The sequence below is a fragment of the Rhodococcus sp. T9N genome, assembly GCF_024436645.1.
GTDB lineage: Bacteria > Actinomycetota > Actinomycetes > Mycobacteriales > Mycobacteriaceae > Rhodococcus_F > Rhodococcus_F qingshengii.
Map to the genome: position 1 here is coordinate 133729 of NZ_JAMSKS010000008.1, position 18794 is coordinate 152522.

Consider the following 18794-nt stretch of genomic DNA (forward strand, 5'->3'; position numbering starts at 1 on the left):
GCATGGCCGCCAGTCGATTCACCGGAAAAGTTGCCTTCATCACCGGAGCCGCCCGTGGTCAGGGGCGCGCCGAAGCTGTCCGGCTGGCAGAAGAGGGCGCAGACATCATCGCCGTCGACGCGTGTGTTCAATTCGAATCCACCTCGTATGCCGGCGCCACCGACGACGACCTGGCCGAGACAGTCGAACTCGTCAAGGCCCTGGACCGTCGAATTGTCGCTACCAAGACCGACGTTCGCGACTTCTCTGCGCTGTCCGCGGCGCTCGCGGCCGGCATCGACGAATTGGGGCGACTTGACGTCGTCGTCGCGAACGCCGGAATCTGTTCTGCCAACATGTCCTGGGAAATCACGCCCGAGCAGTGGCAGGAAACGCTCGACGTCAACCTGACCGGCGTCTTCCACACCGCCAAGGCAGCGATCCCGCACCTGATCAAGCAAGGCACCGGTGGCTCGATCATCTTCACCAGCTCCGTCGCCGGCCTGCGCGGCCTCCCCTTCCTCGGCCATTACGTCGCGAGCAAACACGGCATCACCGGTCTGGCCAAGACGATGGCCTCGGAGTTGGGGCAGTACAACATTCGGGTCAACACCATCCACCCACACGGCGTGGAAACCGGAATGCAGATGACGGACATGCGGCCGCTCATCGACGCCAACGCCCACACACTCGGTCCGATCTTCATGCAGACCTTGCCCGACCCGGTCAGCCAGCCGGAGGACATCGCCGCCGCCGTCGCGTTCCTCGGTTCCGACGAGGCCCATCACATCACCGGCATCGCGATGCCGCTCGATCTGGGCACCCTGATCCGCTGATCGAATCTTCTCGAGTTTTTCCCGTCCTCGGGGAATATCGCTTCCCCGAGGACGGTTGCGCGAGACATGACCAAAACTGTTGTAGCGCAGACGTACGGCACGCCCGAGGTCCTGAAGCTGGTGGACGTCGATTTACCGGCACCGAAATCAGGTGAAGTCCTGGTCGACGTGAAGGCGATCGGCGTCAATCCCTTCGACTTCAAGCTCTACAGCGGCGCTTTCGGCACCGACCCCGAGAAACTTCCCATCCGCCTCGGCGGCGAGGCAGCGGGCGTCGTCTCGGCTGTCGGCGACGGCGTCACAAATGTGAACGTCGGCGACGAAGTGATCGTCAGCCCCGGCAACGGCCTCTACTCCGAACAAGTAGTCGTGCCGGTCTCCTCTGTCACCGCGAAGCCCGCAGGCATCAGCTGGGAACAGGCAGCCGGCCTCCTTCTGGTCGGCGGAACTGCAGTCGACGCCCTCGACACCATTCGGGTCGGTTCCGGCGACACCGTTCTCATCCACGGCGCGTCCGGCGGCGTCGGCGCGATCGCTGTTCAGCTGGCAGTTGGTCGCGGAGCTACGGTGATCGGCACCGCGGGAGCCTCGAATCAGGATTACGTGCGCTCGCTCGGCGCGACGCCTGTGCTCTACGGCCACGGCCTCGAAGCGCGTGTTCGTGAACTCGCGCCGAACGGCGTCGACGCCGCCTTCGACACCGCCGGAACAGATGAAGCCGTCGATACTTCGCTGGCTTTGGTCTCCGACAAGAGTCGCATCGTCACCATCGTCGCGTTCGGACGCGCCCAGACCGACGGCTTCGCTTCCGTCGGCGGAGGCAATCCGGCAAGTGCGGAAGCGCGTTTGAAGGCACGATCCGAACTTGTCGAACAAGCCGGTTCCGGACACCTCATCGTGAAGATCGCCAAGACCTTCCCGCTAGCGGACGTGGCACTCGCTCACACCGAGTTGCAGAGTTCGCACCCCGCGGGAAAGTTCATCCTCGTTCCGTGACCTTCAGCTCTGTCTTGCCTAGGCCTTAGGGGCGAGTGGAACCAACAGGGTGGTGCCGAACGCGACGAGCACGGATTCGCCTTCGCGTTCGGCATGTACCTCGGCAGTGACGAACACCTGCTTGCGCCCGGCCTTGACCGAGCGCGCCGTAGCGACAAATGCGGTTCCGACGCCCGGACTCACGAAATTGACCGCGCAGTTGGACGCCGCCACGACACCTACCTGGGTGAAAGCAGCAAATCCGCACGCGGTGTCGACGAGTCCCGCCACGAGCGCAGCGTGCAGGTGTCCCGAGTACTGGCCCAGATCCTCACGCCATTCGAGCCGCAGACAGACGCGACCCGGTTCGGCCTCCGTGACTTCGAATCCGGCCCACCGGTTGAAGGCCGCCGAGGCGTTGACCGCGCGCAACTGTTCGAGCATTTCAGAATTTCCCATGTAGACCAGTCTACATAGATTGTGGTGGATCGCTGGGGTGTTTAAGCTCCAACTCGTGGCGACTCCCCCGAAACACCGCGAAGCACTCGTACGAGCTGCGGCCGATCTGTTTCGCCGCCAGGGGTATGCGGCAACGGGCCTCAACGAGATCCTCAAGTCGAGCGGGGCGCCGAAAGGTTCGCTCTACCACTACTTTCCCGGCGGCAAAGAGCAGATCGGCGAAGAGGTCGTCCGCGTCGGCGGGCAGTTGGTCACCGACACCCTGACCGAACTCGCCGACAGCCAATCGGACGCCGGGTCGCTGCTGCGCGAGTACGCGCGGTTGCTCGCCGGATGGGTGAGCGATTCGGATTTCCACGAAGGCTCGCCGATCACGACGGTGTTGTTGGAACTTGCCCCCGATTCGGAGAGCGTGACAGCCGCCGGACAGGCGGTGTATCGACAGTGGACTTCGCTACTGCGCGACACACTGATCGCGTCCGGGGTCGGACGTGCGCGAGCGGAACGGCTTGCCGTCCTTGCAGTGTCCGCGCTCGAGGGCTCGCTGGTGCGGGCTCGCGTCGAACGATCCGGTCAGCCGATTCTCGATTCCCTCGGCGAGGTCGCCGACGTGTTCGACGGAGCAATCGCCGCGGCGCACTCGCACTGAGCGAACGCGACCTGAGCGAACGGCACTCTCGGTCTCATGAAGGCGCCGAAAGGTACGTTCGCTCGGAATCGGAGGGTGGCTCAGTCGGCTTCCGGGCGCCACCTCGAGCACCACCGCGGGCCGCGCCGATCCCTGCGACGACGACGCACGCGATACCTGCCACGGCCAGAACACTCGGAACCTGTTGCAGCACAACCAGACCGATAAGCTGCGCGAAAGCAGGCTCGAGACTCATCAGCGTGCCGAACGCCGCCGTGGACAGCCTTCGCAACGAGACCATCTCCAGAACGAACGGCACGACGGGCAGCAAGATCGCGAGTCCGAGGCCCACGAGAATCAGATGCGGAGTCAGCCGCCCGATAGCCGAGTGGCCTACGGCAATTGTCGCGGCCAACCCGGCTACCGCCATCGACACCGCCAGCCCGTTGATACCGGCAACCTCGTCGCCGACGCGCTGGGTGAGCAGTATGTACATCGCCCAGCAGAGCGCCGCACCGAGTGCGTACGCCACACCGACCAGATCGACTGTCCCGGCCCACGGTTCGGTGAGAAGCACGACGCCCACGCCTGCCAGAACCGGCCACAGAACGCGGCCACGCCCCCGGAGCAAAGCAACCGTCAGCGGACCCAAGAATTCCAATGCGCTTGCTGTTCCCAGCGGAAGGCGCTCCACCGCTGCCATGAACAGGAGCGTCATGCCTGCGGTGACCACACCCAGAACCACGCAAGCCAGAAACGCCTTGCGAGTGAACGCCGAAGGGCGGGGCCTGACGATGATCAGAAGAATGATGCCTGCCCAGGCGAGTCGTAGCCACGCCGCTCCGTCTGCGCCGAGCTGATCGATCAGGCCCACCGACACGGCGAGCCCGAGCTGCACGCACAACATCGCCAAAACAGCCAGGCCCACTCCGGCCCGCGCTTTCGTATCCATAGCTGAATTGAACGGGAGGCCAACCGTTCGTGTCCACGCGATTTTGACCTACATTATGTTCACGATTAGTGAATGATCGAAGGATGGAAACCCGTCGACTCCATCTCCTCCTCGAACTCTCCCGCTTGGGTTCGATGCGTGCGGTCGCCGAAGCGCACAACCTCACGACGTCGACAGTGTCCCAACAACTCGCGGCCTTGACCGCGGAGACCGGTACCGCACTGATCGAGCCCGACGGTCGCCGGGTGCGGCTGACGCCGGCCGGTCAACGACTGGCCGATCATGCCGTCACCATCCTGGCAGCCGTCGATGCAGCTCGCCTGGACCTCGATCCGGACGCGGAACCGGTGGGGACCCTGCGAGTCGGCGGATTCGCAACTGCGATCAGAACCGCGATGCTCCCCGTCGCTCGAAGCCTGCAACGCAGTCACCCGCAGGTGGACGTGATGATCTACGAATACGAACCCGTGGAGGCTTTTGCACTCCTCGAACGCGACGATCTAGACCTCGCACTGACGTACGACTACAACCTTGCCCCCGCGTCGCCGAGCCCACTACTCGAAGCAATTCCGCTCTGGTCGACGCCATGGGGACTGTGTGTTCCCGACGACGCCAAAGCTCCCGACAAGTCCACAGAATCCGGAATCGATCTCCGCGCCTTCGCCGACACGTCATGGATAGTGAACTCACGCAACACGGCAGACGAGCGCGCTGTGCGAACCCTCGCGTCGCTGGCCGGGTTCACCCCTCGGATCACTCACCAGATCGACAGTCTCGACTTGGTCGAACTCTTGATCCTCAGTGGTTACGGCGTGGGGCTGATGCCGCTCGAACGCAAGACTCGCGAAGGCGTGCGCGTCGAACCACTCGTCGATCCGCCCGTCATCCTCACTGCCTATGCGGTGACGCGTCGCGGCCGATCGTCGTGGCCGCCGCTTCGGCTCGTGTTGGACCGACTCACGGCCTACCGATAACTCACATCCGATCAGCGTCGCCGTCGCGGCGCTGCTGCTTGGCAATTCGACGCTGCTCTTCCGCCCGTTCGCGGCACTGACGCAAGAAGGCTTCGTCCGCCGCCGGATCCTGCGCAACGGCACGTCCCGGGCGCTCGTATTCGCCGTACCCGGTTGGGCCGACGTATCCGCGGGGCGCGTTCTGTCCGCGCCCGACCACCAGCCACAGAACCGATCCCAAAGTAGGAAGGAAGATGATGATCAGAATCCAGACGACCTTGGGTAGGTACTGGATGTAGGCGTCATCTCTCGTGATGGCGTCGACGATGCAGAAAATCCACAGCAACATCGTGATGAGGCCGAACAAGGCATAGGGCACGCTGGCGATTCCTCCCGAGAATAAAAAACCCTCGCCATGCTAACGAAAACAGACCAATTAGTACATTAGATTCTGGCGAATGTTGAACTCGAGCCATCCTCGGTACGCATCGACGTCCCATCCACTGACCCGACGCAATTGCTGATGAAGCTGCGGCGAGACGAAAGCGGCAAGTATGCCCGCGGCTTTCATGAGCGAAATCTCAGGCCTCAACAAGCCATGCTCGGAGAGACCCTCGGCTATCGACATCGCATTGACGGCCGACTGATCCGACGACTCCTCGGATAGTCGACGCATGTCGGCATCCGCACCCGAGGATTCGACCGCGACCATCATCAGAGCGCCGGCACGTTCGAGCAGTCCGATGCCCTGAGCCACGATCTGGGAGACGATCCGGCGAACGTCATCGGGGTCCGAGGCCAGGTTCGGCGCGCCGAGTGGAACCTCTTCGGCATCGAGCGCCGCAGCGAGGGCCGCTTCGAAGATCTCGAGTTTCCCGCCAGGGAAGGCTGTGAACACCGTCCGATCGGCGACGCCGGCCGAGGCGGCAATCTGCTTGACGGTGGCACTGACATACCCGTCTCGAATAAACAAGGCCGTCGCCGCATCACGAATGAGTTCACGCGTTCGCTGCGCGGAAGCTTCACGCACGCGGGAGTGGTACTGGCGTCTGCCCTCCATTGCGCACACTTTAGCCGCATTCGATGCAACGACCATGCATGGAAAGAATCGTGCAGCTCAGGAGCCTTTTCCGGGGTGATCTATCCAGCCGTCGCTACCGGGAAACACCAACGCCTCGTGGCCGTTGTCGTACCTGACCAGATACGGAGGACCGCCGTCCTCGCCGTGCACCTCGAGAACCTCGGCAGTTACCTCCGCCTGCCCCACCACGCGCCCCTGGACGTGGAGACGGTCACCCACTTCGGCATGCATCACTCCTCCTCGCTGCCCGCTCGCGCAGGCGCAGACCAACCACTGACGTTGTTCCCGCCATGCCGACTCGGAAACCCTGGGGCGAGTTGCCGTCGTGAGAAATCGCATATTCACCGAAGGTGACAGCGACGGGTGAACAGTGGTTCACTCATGGGTGAATTTCCGTTCACCATCGCCGCGTGAAGGACCGTCTCTTGGCATTGCACTCGTCTCCGACCACTCGCCGTTCAAGTCGGCTCATTACCGCAATTCTCTGTCTTTCCGGCACCGTGGTCGCGCTGCAACAAACGATGGTCATTCCGTTGTTGCCCGATTTCCCGAAGATCCTCGGCGTCAGCGCTGACGACGCCTCCTGGCTCGTCACCGTCACGCTCCTCACGAGTGCCGTCGCCACTCCGATCGTCTCCCGCCTGGCAGACATGTTCGGAAAACGACGCATGATGCTGATCTCGATGACGATGATCGTGGTCGGATCACTGGTCGCGGCGATCGGCGGCAATTTTGTCGCCCTGCTCATCGGACGTGGTCTCCAAGGCTTCGCGATCTCGATGATCCCCGTCGGAATCAGCATCATGCGCGACGAACTGCCCAAGGAGAAGGTGGCGTCGGCAACAGCGTTGATGAGTGCCACTCTCGGAATCGGCAGCGCACTCGGGCTCCCCCTGTCCGGGTTGATCTTCGAGCATCTGGGCTGGCCCGCCATCTTCTGGCTCTCGGCGATCGTGGGCGTCCTGCTGATCATCGCGGTAGCCGTCGTCGTCCCGGAATCGAGTGTTCGTACCCGCGGCAAATTCGACTTCCTGGGCGCGGTCATGCTCTCGACAGCACTCACGGCGATCCTCCTCGCCATCTCCAAGGGCGCCCGTTGGGGGTGGACGAGCGAACTGACATTGCTGATGTTCGTCATCGGGATCGTGACTCTCGCATTGTGGTTCCCTTACGAACTTCGCGTCACCCAGCCGATGGTCGATCTACGAACGTCGGCCAAGCGGCCTGTTCTGCTGACCAACGTCGCCTCGATCCTCGTCGGCTTCTCGATGTACGCGAACAACCTCTCCACCACCCAACAACTTCAGATGCCGAAGATCTCCGGCTACGGCTTCGAACTGGGCGTGATGGCGGCCGGACTGTGCATGATTCCGGCAGGCCTCGCGATGGTCTTCTTCGCGCCCGTCTCCGCGAACATCACGAAGCGATTCGGAGCCAAGATCACCCTGATCGTCGGCGGCACGGTGCTCGCGCTCGCCTACATCGCGCGAGTGTTCCTGACCGGTTCGATAGCACTGATCATCATCAGCGCGGCGGTGGTCAGCATCGGAACTGCAATCGCCTACTCCGCGATGCCGATGCTGATCATGCGATCGGTTCCGATTACCGAAACCGCGTCGGCAAACGGCCTCAATTCGCTGCTCCGCTCAGTCGGTACGTCCACGTCCAGCGCGGTGGTTGCCGCCATGCTCACTTCGATGGTTATCCCGTCCGGGCCGGGCGAGGGCCTTCCGTCGATCGACGCCTTCAAGAACATCTTCTGGCTGGCCGCCCTCGCCGCCGTGGCTGCTGCCGCTGCCGCTGCGTTCATTCCTCGCCGCGGCGCAAAACCGGAAGCGGCACTTCGCCCGGTGACCCCGGAAGGGTTCGAGCTTCCCGACGCCGCCGTGTCCGAAACGGAAATTGTGGTTGCCGGTCGTGTGGTCCGGGCCGACAGCCGACCGATCCGGCAGGCCGTTGTCACCGTGATGGACATGGAGGGGCGACCGATCGACTGGAGTCGCGCCGACAACGAGGGCAACTTCTCCCTCGCCCTACCCCGGCCCGGCCGGTACCTGGTGGTCACGAGCGCCGACGGTTGGTCCCCGAGATCACAGGTAATCAGCTTCGACAGCGCGCAATCGACGCACACCGTCGAACTCGGTGACCGCCTCACCATCTCCGGCAAGGTCGGAGTCGGCGGCCGAACGACCTCGGGAACCGTCGTCACGCTCACGAAACCGACCGGCGAATTCGTCGCATCCACGGTCACCGACGGAACCGGGCACTACGGAATCGCACTTCCCACATCCGGCCGGTACATCCTGACCGCGCTGACCGAGAGCGGACACGGCACATTGGCTCGTCAGATAGCGGTCATCGCGCAGTCCACCGTCGTCGATTTCGACGTACCCGTCGATGCCGAGCCGTTGACGACAGTATGAACGCCAGTACGAGCAACCGAACGCATGGCGATCGGGTATCGAGGCGGAGGCGAGCGACATGAGCAGCGGCGAAGCCAGCATCCTCACAGCAGCGAAAGCCTTGTTCGCGGAACGAGGTTACGCATCGACGACCATCAAGGACATCGCGGTCGCAGCCGGCTACTCCCCTGCCCTGGTCATGAAGATCTACGGCAGCAAAGCTCGGCTGTACTCGGCTGCGATCCCGTCCGCACCTCCGATGGACGAGGATCCGAATGCCGACGCCACCGGAGACATCGGCTGTCAACTGGTCGAGAAACTTGTCGCTCGTAGAGAATCCGATGAAACCGATCCGTGGGCAATGCTCGCAGTACACGTTCACGAGGCGCCAGATCCGGCCGCCGCTCGGGCCGAGATCAAGCAACGATACGTTCACGGGATCGCGCGCCGCATCGGCGACACGGAGCCCGGTTTGGTACGCAGCCAGATCGTCGTCTCACTGCTGCTCGGACTGGCCACCGGCATGCGGACGCTCGAACTCCTCGGTGAGGATTCACTGTCGTCGGAGGATCTGATCCGGCGCTACGGAAGGCTGATTCAAATAGCCGTCGTCGAAATCGAACCGGTATCCGAGCACGAATCGTTCATCAGTGACACGGTGGGGGAATGACTACTTACCGATACCTCGACGCCGACCGGAATCTCCTCGAAGAGAAAGATTTCGAAACCGAGCAGGACGCACAGGAATACCGACTCTCCGTCCTCGGTGCCGAACACATCGAGCCCGCGGGCGAATGATCCTGTCGATTCCCCGATCGGTCAGGGAGACTTCGCTGCAGTGGTGAGTTCAGCGATCAAGGCTTGAACGCGACGCTCGATTTCGTCACGGATCGGGCGAACTGCTTCAAGGCCCTGTCCGGCCGGGTCGTCGAGAACCCAGTCTCGGTAACTCTTGCCGGGGAAGATCGGGCACGTGTCGCCGCAGCCCATGGTGATGACGACATCCGAATCCTGGACGGCGTCGACAGTGAGGATCTTCGGAGACTGCGCTGAGATGTCGATACCGCGCTCTGCCATCGCCTCGACCGCTGCCGAATTGACGGTCTCGGCGGGTGCGGATCCGGCGGAACGGACCTCGATGGCGTCGCCTGCGAGATGGCTCAGGAATCCCGCGGCCATCTGAGATCGACCGGCATTGTGGACGCAGACGAACAACACCGATGGTTTGCTCATGACCTCGCTCTTTCTCGACTGGATGAAACCTCTTCGACTGCAAAGCGTTTGCGTAGAGCAAGGGAGACATAGACCAGCCCGACGAGCACCGGTACCTCGATCAGCGGGCCGACGACACCGGCAAGAGCTTGCCCCGAGGTGGCGCCGTAGGTGGCGATGGCTACCGCGATCGCGAGTTCGAAGTTGTTGCCCGCGGCGGTGAACGCCAGGGTCGTGGTGCGTTCATAGCCCAATCCGATTGCGGCGCCGAGGATGTAGCCTCCGCCCCACATGAGCGCGAAGTACGCGAGCAGGGGCAGCGCGATCCGGACGACATCCCAAGGCTGGGAGGTGATCTGTTCGCCCTGCATCGAGAAGAGCACGACGATGGTGAACAGCAGACCGTAGAGCGCCCAGGGGCTGATCTTGGGGATGAACTTGTTGTCGTACCAGTCGCGGCCTTTGGCGCGTTCGCCGAAGAAGCGGGACAGAAAACCTGCCAGCAGCGGGATACCGAGGAAGATCAGGACCGATTTCGCAATCTGCCAGGGCGAGGTGTCGATGGTGGTCTGTTCGAGGCCGAGCCACCCGGGCAGGACCGAGAGGTAGAACCAACCGAGCACGGCGAACATGATCACCTGGAACACCGAATTGATGGCGACCAGCACCGCGGCGGCTTCGCGGTCTCCGCAGGCCAGGTCGTTCCAGATGATCACCATCGCGATGCAGCGAGCGAGACCGACGATGATCAAACCGGTTCGGTATTCCGGCAGGTCAGGCAGAAACAGCCAGGCGAGGGCGAACATCAGCGCCGGGCCGAGAACCCAGTTCAGGAACAGGGAGCCGGCGAGGAGTTTCTTGTCCCCGGTGACTGTGTCGAGGCGGTCGTAGCGGACCTTCGCCAGGACCGGGTACATCATGATCAGCAGACCGAGGGCGATCGGTAGCGAGATGCCGTCGATCTGCACCTTGTCCAGGGCAGTGTTCACACCGGGGATCCAGCGTCCAACCAGCAGGCCGACGACCATGGCCACGCCGATCCAGACCGCCAGATAGCGGTCGAGGGTGGAGAGTTTTCCGACGACTTCGGGGTGTTCGGTGGTGGCAGCGGTGTTGCTCATGCGGTGACCTCAGCGCAAGCGTCTGCGGCACTCACGCTCGCACCTTCTACCAGCAGAACGGCGGAAAGCTGTTGCAGCGCAGCCGGAATAACCCAGTAGTACACCCAGGTCCCGCGTCGTTCACAATCGAGCAGCCCGGCCTGGCGCAACACCTTCAGGTGATGCGAGATAGTCGGCTGAGACAAGTCGAACGAGTCGGAGATGTCGCAGACGCAGGCTTCACCACCCTCGTGACTTGCCACCAAGCTGAGCAAGCGGAGACGAACCGGATCGCCGAGGGCCTTGAACATCCGAGACAAGTCTCCGGCCCAATCCTCGGTCAACGGTTCACGAACGAGCGGGGTGCAGGAAGCCTCGGAGTCCGGCAGCTCTTGATTCGACATTCTTCGATATTGACAGATATCGAATCAACGCGCAATCGGGCATCCGGTCAGCCGGATCCCGGACTCATCCCTCGGCGATCGCCGTTCGACGCTCGAGCAGAACAGTGTCGCGCCACACGCCGTCGAGTTCGGCGATCTTCTCGCGAAGGCCGACCGTTCGAAACCCGGCCGAATGATGGAGCGAGATGGAGGCACGGTTCTCCGGGAACATCGACGTCTGCAGAGTCCAGAGTCCGTCGGCGTCGGCGGCCATGACTTGCTTGCGCAACAACGCCTTTCCGACGCCACGACCACGCATGCCGTCCGCAACGTACACGGAGTTCTCGGCAACCCCGCGGTAGCAGTCACGCTCGGAAACCGGACTCAACGCAGCCCATCCGACAACAACACCCCCGATAGTCGCCACCCATCGATGCTGCGGCAGCCACCGTTCGTGGAGATGCTCACGCGAGGGGACCTCAGCGGCAAAGGTGGCATTTCGGGTGTCGATACCCTCGCCGTAAATACGGCGAACCGCATCCCAGTCGTCGTCGATCATGGCCCGGACAGAGACATCGTCGGGCAGATCACTCGGGCAGCACGGACGCGGAGCAAGGACTCCCATCACCACATCCGCCGCCTGCGGCAAGGCAACGCAACACGTCGGACTCATCGCGACGACCGTGCTCGTCCCTTCCTTACGCATGGTCACAAAACCCACATCGGCGAGCTTGCGCAGGTGGTGCGACACCGTCGGTTGCCCGATCCCCAACGCCTCGGCGAGCGCTCCGACGGTAATACCACCGACCGCGCTCGCTACCCGGTGAAGCAATCGGACGCGCATCGGCTCGGCAAGGCAGGCGAACCACTGCGCGTAGGTATCGGCATCGCCCTGCGCGAGGACGGAAGAACGGATCTGATCCGAGTCCGAATCTCCGACTCGCACCGTCGGAGTCTGCAGCGAAGTCATCTCTCCACTATATCGACAGCTGTCGATGGTTGCCTACATTGATGATCGTCGATACAGTTCTCCGTAGATCGATAATCGTCGATGAAAGGCGCGAAAATGAACCCCCTACCCGTTGTCGTGATCGGGGCCGGCCCGATCGGCCTGGCAGCCGCAGCAGAACTGCGCGAGCGCGGACTCACACCCCTTGTATTCGAGCGCGGAACCACAGCCGGTGCTGCGATCTCCGAGTGGAATCACGTTCGACTGTTCTCCCGGTGGTCCGAACTCGTCTCCCCCGCCGCGCGGCGGCTCCTCGACCAGAATGGATGGAGCTCACCCGACGGGCAGACCTATCCGACCGGCCGGCAATGGCGCGAGCTCTACCTCGAACCACTCGCCTCGGCCCTCGCCGACCTGGTCCAGTTCGACACCGAGGTGATCGGCGTAGCTCGACGCGGACGTGACCTGGTCGTCGACGCCGGACGCGACAGCGAACCCCTCTCGATTCACCTGCGGCGCCGGGACGGAACCGAGGATCGGATGTTCGCCCAGGCCGTTGTGGATGCGTCCGGCACCTGGGGCACCCCCAACCCGCTCGGTGGTGAGGGTCTTCCTGCACTCGGCGAAGGCGCTGTGGGTACTGCGATCCGGTACCGGGTTCCTGATCTCGACGATCCGGCTGTGCGGGCACAGTTCGCCGGAAAACACACGGTCATCGCAGGTAGTGGCCACTCCGCGCTGACGGCGATCGTTGCGCTGTCAGGGTTGGCGGAGCAGGCTCCGAGCACCCGCATCACCTGGGCGGTCCGCCGAGGAAACATCGGCTCTGCATTCGGAGGCGGCGACGCTGACGAACTGCCCGCGCGCGGCGCCCTGGGATTGCGCGCAAAGAAGGCCGTCGAGGATGGCCTGTTGAGCGTCGTCAGCGGCTTCCGCACCACAGAGGTGACAACTACCCCTTCGGGACAACTCATACTTGCCTCCGATGCGGGTGATCGCATCGAGAACGTGGACAACGTCATAACGCTGACCGGCTTCCGCCCCGATCTGTCCTGGCTCTCGGAAATTCGACTCGGCCTCGACCCGGTCTTACAAGCACCGGTCGAGCTTGCTCCGCTGATCGACCCGAACGTCCACTCGTGCGGCACCGTTTACCCGCATGGCGCGAAGGAGCTTCGCCATCCGGAGCCGGGGGTGTACTTGGCAGGAATGAAAAGCTACGGCCGAGCACCCACCTTCCTGGCGATGACCGGCTACGAGCAGGTTCGCAGCATCGCAGCCGAGCTCGCCGGCGATCACGAGGCAGCGGCCCGTGTCGAGTTGATCCTTCCGGAGACCGGAGTCTGCGGCGGCGCAGGCATTTTCGACGAACCTGACACAGCAGAAACCGACACAGGGAAAGCCGAGGGCGGATGCTGCAGCGCCCCCGCTCCGAAACTGATCACGCTGTCTGCACCGTCCGGCAACACCTGCGGATAGAAACAGTCCTTGACGACGGAACCAGCCCGCCGGGCTGCCACATCCGGCCGAACAAGGCATGCTGATCGTGTGCATACTTTCGAGGTCTGGGCGCCCACACCGGAATCGGTCCGGGTCGAAGTCGACGGCATCACGCACGAGATGGACCGGACCGACGACGGGTGGTGGCGCGCCGAGGTCGACTGCGACAACCGCGCTCGCTACGGCTTTGTCGTCGACGGTGAAACACTCCCGGATCCGCGTTCACCACGCCAGCCCGAAGGCGTGCACCTTCGCTCCCAGTTGCATCAGCTCGACGAGGCGTCCTGGACCGACTCTCAGTGGACCGGACGACAACTCCCAGGATCATCGGTCTACGAACTGCACATCGGAACGTTCACCCCCGAAGGAACATTCGACGCCGCGATCGAACGTCTCGATCACTTGGTAGACCTCGGCGTCGGCTTCGTGGAAATCATGCCGGTCAACGGCTTCAACGGAACTCACAACTGGGGCTACGACGGTGTGCTCTGGTACACGGTCCACGAGATCTACGGTGGCCCGGACGGATTGCAACGCTTGGTGAATGCGGCCCACGAACGCGGACTCGGCGTGATTCTTGACGTGGTCTACAACCACCTGGGCCCGTCGGGCAACTACCTCGAAAAGTTCGGCCCCTACATTGCCGATGGAGCGAACACCTGGGGCCGAACGATCAACATCGGCGGTCCGCAGTCGGGCGAGGTTCGCGAGTACATCATCGGCAATGCCCTGCGATGGATGCGCGATTTCCACATCGACGGTCTACGCCTCGACGCCGTCCACGCGTTGGTCGATCACACCGCAACGCACATCCTCGAGGAACTCGCCGTCCGAACGGAAACACTGTCGGCTCATCTGGGTCGACCGCTCACGTTGATCGCCGAAAGCGATCTCAACGACGCCACTCTGATCACGCCACGAGCGGCCGGCGGGTTCGGCTTGGACGCGCAGTGGGACGACGACATCCACCACACCATTCACACGGCCGTGTCCGGCGAACGCCAGGGTTATTACGCCGACTTCGGATCCTTGGAATCCCTTGCAAATACATTGCGGCGCGGTTTCTTCCACGCCGGAACGTATTCCTCGTTCCGTGGACGGGTTCACGGCCGGCCGATCGACATCACGCATCAGCCCGCCAGCGCCCTGCTCGCATACACGTGCACCCACGATCAGATCGGCAACCGCGCGATCGGGGACCGCCCGAGCGCCTATCTGACGCCAGGACAATTGGCGATCAAGGCGGCGCTGGTCCTGCTATCGCCGTACACACCGATGCTGTTCATGGGCGAGGAATGGGGAGCGACCACTCCGTTCCAGTTCTTCACCTCGCATCCGGAACCGGAACTCGGCGAGGCCACTGCCAAAGGCCGCAAAGCGGAGTTCGCGGCGCACGGCTGGAACAGTGACGACATTCCGGATCCGCAAGACCCACAGACATTTCTGCGATCGAAACTGGACTGGGACGAGCGAGACGACGAGACACGCGCTCGCGTCCTGGCCTGCTATCGCGATCTACTTGCCCTGCGCAGGAAGCGAATCGAGATCACCGACCCTTGGCTGGGGCACCTGCACGTCGACTACGACGAGGACGACCAGTGGATCACCCTGCGCCGCGGCGCATTACAGATCGTGTGCAATCTGGGAACGGACGCGGCCTCGGTCCCGGCCGGCGGAACCCCCATCCTCTGGTGGGATCCGCCGACACAGGACGAGACCGCGTCCGCAACAGTGGTGCCGGGGCACTCGTTCGTCGTACTCGAAAGCTGACTAACTCTCGAGATTCCGGTATTAACGCTTCGCGTTCTCTGGTGTACTCCGCAGCATCCTCAACACCAATGCGGCACTGACGAACAGAACCAAAGCTGTTGCACCGGCAGCAACGTGCATACCGTCGACAAACGCCGACTTCGCGGAATCGGCAAGCACCGAACCGAGTTCACCAGGTAGGTACGTTGCTTCCTGCAGGGCACCGCCGAGTGTGCCCTGTGCAGCATGCGCCTGATCTGCTTCGAGCATCGAGGTGTCGATTCCCTTGCGGAAGATCGCCATCACCACGCTGCCCAGGATCGCCACGCCGAGCGCGATGCCGAGTTCGTACGCGGTCTCCGACACAGCGGACGCAGCGCCGGCGCGTTCGGGTTCCACCGAGCTGACCACGAGATCCGATGTCAACGTCAACGCGACACCGACACCAGCACCGGCCAGACCGAAGCCGAGCACGAACATCAACGGGCCGCTGTCGACGCCGAGTGCGAGCAGCATCGCAGCACCGATACCGGCAACCGCGAGGCCCGCGCTGAGCACGTGAGACACCGACCACCGGCGAATCAACCAGGCTGCCGCAACCGCGGTGAATGCGCTGAGCAACATACCCGGGAGCATCAGCAGGCCGGCGTCGAGCGCCGAGTTACCGAGCACCAACTGCAGGTACTGCGAGCCGAAGAACAGGACACCTGCCAGCGCGAAGATCGAGAGCAGGTTGGTGATGACGGCGGTGGAGAACGACGCGTTGGCAAACAGCTTCAGATCCAACATCGGATCCTTCAGCATCCGCTGACGACGCACGAACACGTAACCCGCCGCGAGACCAACGAGGCCGATCACCAGCAACGTGATGCTGACGCCGTGCACCACGGATTCCTTGACCGCGTACACCAGCGGCAACATGGTCGCCATCGACAGACCAGCGCTGATGAGGTCGAATCGACCCGGATTGGGGTCCTTCGACTCCGGGATCAGGATCGGGCCGAGTACAACCAGCGCGATCATGACCGGAATGTTGATCAAGAAGACCGAACCCCACCAGAAGTGCTCGAGCAACCAACCACCGACCAACGGGCCGGCCGCGGTACCGCCACCTGCCATCGCGCCCCAGACGCCGATCGCCTCGGTGCGCTGACGCGGGTTGACGAAGATCGTGCGGATCAGACCGAGGGTGGCAGGCATCAGCGTTGCACCGGAAATACCCTGCAGCACGCGGGCGGCAATGAGCATCTCGGGACTGACAGCGAGAGCGGCGATGATCGAGGCGAGACCGAAGCCGACTGCGCCGATCAGGAGCAGTTTTCGCCTACCGATCCGGTCGCCGAGCGTACCCATGGTGATGAGCAGACCGGCGAGCACGAACGAATAGACGTCGATGATCCACAGCAACTGCGTGCTGCTCGGCTCGAGGTCGGCGCTGATGAACGGAAGCGCAAGATCGAGCACCGTGCCGTCGACTGCGATGAGCAACACAGCAAAGGCAAGGACTATCAAGCCCGCCCAGTCACGCTTTGTCGCCCGAACCTCGTCGGGATTGATTGCAGACGTCTGATCTGCCGACACTGACATTGCTCCCCTGCGACTTTCTCTGAGTTCTTTCGAAAAGATTTCACTGAACCGTCCAGCCGGTACAGTAGGTCTACGGTAACAGTGAACCGTCCGAGCGGTAAAGTTATTTCCGGGTAGGGTCACATCACATGGCTGCCGACACTCGCGATCGAATTCTCGACGCACTGGAGAAGCTGCTGCTGGTCAGCGGCGTTGCCCAAGTCACGCTCGAAGGCGTTGCCGCCGAAGCCGGGGTTTCCAAGGGCGGACTTCTCTATCACTTCCCCAGCAAGGAAGCCCTCCTCGCGGCGATGGTCCGCAGACTCGGGGAACGCTCGGATCAGCAACTCGACGACGCCGTAGCCGGCGGTACGACGGTCACCGAGTTCTATCTGCAGATCCCCGATGCGAACGAAAGCGAAGAACTCTCACTCTTCCGGTCGATCATCGCGGCACTGAGAACAGTCGACGGACAACACGACGAAATCCAGAAAGCCGTCACACATGTGATGCGGAGCTGGGACAAGGGCCTTCAGACCGAGATCGCCGACCCTGTGCAGGCCGAGATCATCCGGCTCGTCGGCGACGGCCTGTATCTGGCGGCCATGCTCGGGCTCCCCCAGCCGGATCCCGAACTGCATCGACAGGTGGTCGAGCGACTGCGGCCCTGACCGGGGGCGTCCCTTACGTCAGATAGCGGTACGCCGGGCTTCCCGGCTCGAGCCTCTCGGACTGCATCGGCGCGCGCTCCATCCGCTCGAGTAACGCCGCCAAACCGTCGGCGGAACCGAGTTCGATACCCACCAACGCGGCACCCGTCTCGCGATTGTTTCGCTTGACGTACTCGAACAGCGCGATGTCGTCGTCCGGCCCCAGCACGTCCGAAAGGAAGCGACGCAACGCTCCCGGTTCCTGCGGAAAGTCCACCAGGAAGTAGTGCTTGAGCCCGAGGTGAACGAGCGAACGCTCGAGAATTTCGCCGTAACGGGAGACGTCGTTGTTGCCACCGGAGATCAGGCACACGACGGTCGAACCCGGCTCGAACGTCAAATTCTGAAGTGCCGCAACGGAAAGCGCACCCGCAGGTTCGGCGATGATGCCCTCGCTCTGATACAGCTCGAGCATCGCCGTGCAGATAGCGCCCTCGTCGATCTGATTGACGACAAACGATCCCGAACCGGACCGCGTCTGAAGTTGACGAGCAACGAGCGGCAACGACGCGTGCGACACGACGGCGGCACCCAGACGTGAAACGACCTCGTAGGGAACATCGCCGATCCTCTTGACCGCTGCTCCGTCGACAAATGGATCGACGTCGGGAAGAGTCACCGGGCCCCCGGCAACAAGAGCTGCCGTCATGGACGCCGCGCCGGACGGCTCGATCCCGACGATCGACGTCTTCGGCGACCGCTCGTGCAGGTAGGTGGCGATGCCCGCAATGCAACCGCCACCGCCGACCGGCACGACGATCGTGTCGAGAGGGGCGTCCAATTGCGTCAGAATCTCCGCTGCAATGGTTCCTTGCCCCGCAGCGGTGCGCACGTCGTCGAACGGCGGAACCATGGTTGCGCCAGTTTCGGCTACGTCCTCCGCGGCCGCAGCAGCGGCGGCGTCATAGGTCTCACCGATCATGAACAGTTCGACAAACGCTCCGCCGTGGGCGCGGATGCGATCACGCTTCTGCTTGGGGGTATTGGCCGGAACGTAGATCCGACCCTTGATCTGCATCGTTCGGCACGCGAAAGCAACACCCTGCGCATGGTTACCGGCACTGGCAGTCACTACGCCGGCACCGCGTTCGGCCTCGTTGAGCTGAGCGATCAGGTTGTACGCGCCACGAATCTTGTACGAACGAACGCCCTGGAGGTCCTCACGCTTGAGATACACGTGTGCCCCGGTCAACGCCGAAAGACGATCGCTGTACTGCAGGGGTGTCGCCGCAATGACGTGCTGAATTCGCTCGATGGCCGCGTCGATCTCCTGCGCGTCGAGCGCGGGGACGGTGGACTTCGTTACTACGACATCGGGCGAGTTAGACACCCCGCCATTTTCGCACGTCGGAGATCAACC

21 protein-coding genes are annotated in these 18794 nt (G+C 62.9%); 10 read left to right on the plus strand and 11 right to left on the minus strand.

The genetic code is table 11. From position 1 onward, the window contains the following. Positions 1-2: 2 nt before the first annotated feature. Both M1L53_RS15560 and M1L53_RS15565 read left to right on the plus strand, forming a co-directional pair. Positions 3-815 carry a mycofactocin-coupled SDR family oxidoreductase gene (locus M1L53_RS15560; protein WP_007733124.1) on the plus strand — a complete coding sequence of 271 codons (813 nt, stop codon included), beginning with the start codon at positions 3-5 and terminating at the stop codon, positions 813-815. 66 nt (positions 816-881) lie between these two features. Then, positions 882-1811, plus strand: a complete 930-nt coding sequence (locus M1L53_RS15565; protein ID WP_054186684.1) for an NADP-dependent oxidoreductase — start codon at positions 882-884, stop codon at positions 1809-1811. 18 nt (positions 1812-1829) lie between these two features. On the opposite strand, the gene M1L53_RS15570 is transcribed toward M1L53_RS15565, so the two are convergent. Next, the gene (locus M1L53_RS15570; protein WP_230587613.1) at positions 1830-2249 is read right to left on the minus strand and encodes a PaaI family thioesterase; all 420 of its coding nucleotides are present in this window, start codon (positions 2247-2249) and stop codon (positions 1830-1832) included. A gap of 55 nt (positions 2250-2304) precedes the next feature. Here M1L53_RS15570 and M1L53_RS15575 point away from each other — a divergent pair, with 55 nt between their 5' ends. Continuing rightward, positions 2305-2898, plus strand: a complete 594-nt coding sequence (locus tag M1L53_RS15575) for a TetR/AcrR family transcriptional regulator (protein WP_003941729.1) — start codon at positions 2305-2307, stop codon at positions 2896-2898. Positions 2899-2932: 34 nt separating this feature from the next. Here the strand turns inward: M1L53_RS15575 and M1L53_RS15580 are convergent, their stop codons facing one another. Then, the gene (locus tag M1L53_RS15580) at positions 2933-3829 is read right to left on the minus strand and encodes a DMT family transporter (RefSeq protein WP_042921816.1); all 897 of its coding nucleotides are present in this window, start codon (positions 3827-3829) and stop codon (positions 2933-2935) included. A gap of 83 nt (positions 3830-3912) precedes the next feature. Between M1L53_RS15580 and M1L53_RS15585 the strand changes: the two genes are divergently transcribed. Next, on the plus strand, positions 3913-4803 hold the full coding sequence (locus M1L53_RS15585; RefSeq protein ID WP_042921818.1) for a LysR family transcriptional regulator: 891 nt from the start codon (positions 3913-3915) through the stop codon (positions 4801-4803). Position 4804: 1 nt separating this feature from the next. Here the strand turns inward: M1L53_RS15585 and M1L53_RS15590 are convergent, their stop codons facing one another. Genes M1L53_RS15590 through M1L53_RS15600 form a run of 3 tightly spaced genes read right to left on the minus strand, consistent with a single transcriptional unit; the run spans position 4805 to position 6094 of the window. Next, positions 4805-5161 carry a PLD nuclease N-terminal domain-containing protein gene (locus M1L53_RS15590; protein ID WP_003941757.1) on the minus strand — a complete coding sequence of 119 codons (357 nt, stop codon included), beginning with the start codon at positions 5159-5161 and terminating at the stop codon, positions 4805-4807. Between the two features lie 57 nt (positions 5162-5218). Continuing rightward, positions 5219-5842, minus strand: coding sequence for a TetR/AcrR family transcriptional regulator (locus tag M1L53_RS15595; RefSeq protein ID WP_054186683.1), 624 nt, complete (start codon positions 5840-5842; stop codon positions 5219-5221). Between the two features lie 57 nt (positions 5843-5899). Continuing rightward, the gene (locus tag M1L53_RS15600) at positions 5900-6094 is read right to left on the minus strand and encodes a DUF1918 domain-containing protein (RefSeq protein WP_003941743.1); all 195 of its coding nucleotides are present in this window, start codon (positions 6092-6094) and stop codon (positions 5900-5902) included. Between the two features lie 179 nt (positions 6095-6273). On the opposite strand from M1L53_RS15600, the gene M1L53_RS15605 reads away from it, so the two are divergent. From M1L53_RS15605 to M1L53_RS15615, 3 genes are read left to right on the plus strand one after another with little or no spacing between them, the layout of a single operon-like run. Further along, the gene (locus tag M1L53_RS15605; RefSeq protein ID WP_054186682.1) at positions 6274-8286 is read left to right on the plus strand and encodes an MFS transporter; all 2013 of its coding nucleotides are present in this window, start codon (positions 6274-6276) and stop codon (positions 8284-8286) included. A 58-nt stretch (positions 8287-8344) separates the two neighbouring features. Beyond that, positions 8345-8935 (plus strand): TetR/AcrR family transcriptional regulator, encoded by a 591-nt coding sequence (locus tag M1L53_RS15610; protein WP_054186681.1) that lies wholly within the window; start codon positions 8345-8347, stop codon positions 8933-8935. Further along, positions 8932-9063, plus strand: coding sequence for a hypothetical protein (locus tag M1L53_RS15615; RefSeq protein ID WP_007733137.1), 132 nt, complete (start codon positions 8932-8934; stop codon positions 9061-9063). The genes M1L53_RS15610 and M1L53_RS15615 overlap by 4 nt, the downstream gene beginning before the upstream one ends. Before the next feature lie 21 nt (positions 9064-9084). On the opposite strand, the gene M1L53_RS15620 is transcribed toward M1L53_RS15615, so the two are convergent. The 4 genes from M1L53_RS15620 to M1L53_RS15635 form a co-directional block, all read right to left on the minus strand. Beyond that, positions 9085-9498: an arsenate reductase ArsC gene (locus M1L53_RS15620; RefSeq protein ID WP_007733138.1), complete on the minus strand. Its 414-nt coding sequence runs from the start codon at positions 9496-9498 to the stop codon at positions 9085-9087. Next, positions 9495-10598 (minus strand): ACR3 family arsenite efflux transporter, encoded by a 1104-nt coding sequence (gene arsB, locus M1L53_RS15625; protein ID WP_003941673.1) that lies wholly within the window; start codon positions 10596-10598, stop codon positions 9495-9497. Before arsB ends, M1L53_RS15620 begins: the two co-directional genes overlap by 4 nt. Further along, complete coding sequence (locus M1L53_RS15630; RefSeq protein ID WP_054187265.1) at positions 10595-10981, minus strand: helix-turn-helix transcriptional regulator; 387 nt, start codon at positions 10979-10981, stop codon at positions 10595-10597. The genes arsB and M1L53_RS15630 overlap by 4 nt, the downstream gene beginning before the upstream one ends. A 64-nt stretch (positions 10982-11045) precedes the next feature. Further along, on the minus strand, positions 11046-11930 hold the full coding sequence (locus tag M1L53_RS15635; protein WP_054187266.1) for a metalloregulator ArsR/SmtB family transcription factor: 885 nt from the start codon (positions 11928-11930) through the stop codon (positions 11046-11048). A gap of 96 nt (positions 11931-12026) precedes the next feature. Here M1L53_RS15635 and M1L53_RS15640 point away from each other — a divergent pair, with 96 nt between their 5' ends. After that, positions 12027-13388: an NAD(P)-binding domain-containing protein gene (locus M1L53_RS15640; protein ID WP_054187267.1), complete on the plus strand. Its 1362-nt coding sequence runs from the start codon at positions 12027-12029 to the stop codon at positions 13386-13388. A gap of 69 nt (positions 13389-13457) precedes the next feature. Then, on the plus strand, positions 13458-15179 hold the full coding sequence (treZ, locus tag M1L53_RS15645; RefSeq protein WP_054187268.1) for a malto-oligosyltrehalose trehalohydrolase: 1722 nt from the start codon (positions 13458-13460) through the stop codon (positions 15177-15179). Between the two features lie 21 nt (positions 15180-15200). On the opposite strand, the gene M1L53_RS15650 is transcribed toward treZ, so the two are convergent. Continuing rightward, positions 15201-16745, minus strand: coding sequence for an MFS transporter (locus M1L53_RS15650; protein WP_037129764.1), 1545 nt, complete (start codon positions 16743-16745; stop codon positions 15201-15203). A 128-nt stretch (positions 16746-16873) separates the two neighbouring features. Here M1L53_RS15650 and M1L53_RS15655 point away from each other — a divergent pair, with 128 nt between their 5' ends. Beyond that, the gene (locus M1L53_RS15655) at positions 16874-17395 is read left to right on the plus strand and encodes a TetR/AcrR family transcriptional regulator (protein ID WP_003941685.1); all 522 of its coding nucleotides are present in this window, start codon (positions 16874-16876) and stop codon (positions 17393-17395) included. 13 nt (positions 17396-17408) lie between these two features. On the opposite strand, the gene ilvA is transcribed toward M1L53_RS15655, so the two are convergent. Continuing rightward, positions 17409-18764: a threonine ammonia-lyase IlvA gene (gene ilvA, locus M1L53_RS15660; protein WP_007733150.1), complete on the minus strand. Its 1356-nt coding sequence runs from the start codon at positions 18762-18764 to the stop codon at positions 17409-17411. Positions 18765-18794: the final 30 nt, after the last annotated feature.